Here is a 236-nt window from a genome sequence, read left to right as displayed (position 1 = left end):
CCGCTCATTTCGTCTSGKGGGCTGGGAGWTGTKTAWAAGAGACGGGTTTAGGGATCCCCCCTACAACCGCCGCATCAGCGCCCTGACCGCCATGCGCATCGCCGGCCCGCTGGCCGGGCATGAGCTGATGCAAACCGTTGCTGACCCAACGGGCCTTGAAGTGCTCGGCACGATCAACAACTGCGCCACCGGCATCACGCCCTGGGGCACCTTCCTCCCCCTGTCTCTTCTACCCC

Annotated in this window: 1 protein-coding gene; it reads left to right on the top strand. The window is 64.5% G+C overall.

What is annotated here, in order from left to right; genetic code table 11:
* Positions 1-28 precede the first annotated feature (28 nt).
* Positions 29-236, top strand: a 208-nt coding sequence (locus tag ACQ4LH_RS21275) for an alkaline phosphatase PhoX (protein ID WP_430698979.1), incomplete at its 3' end; no start/stop codon positions are given.

Origin of the sequence: Pseudomonas peli (assembly GCF_050563605.1) — a bacterium.
GTDB lineage: Bacteria > Pseudomonadota > Gammaproteobacteria > Pseudomonadales > Pseudomonadaceae > Aquipseudomonas > Aquipseudomonas peli_A.
The sequence above is the reverse complement of the archived record's forward strand: the minus strand, read 5'-3'. Positions and strand labels throughout refer to the sequence as shown.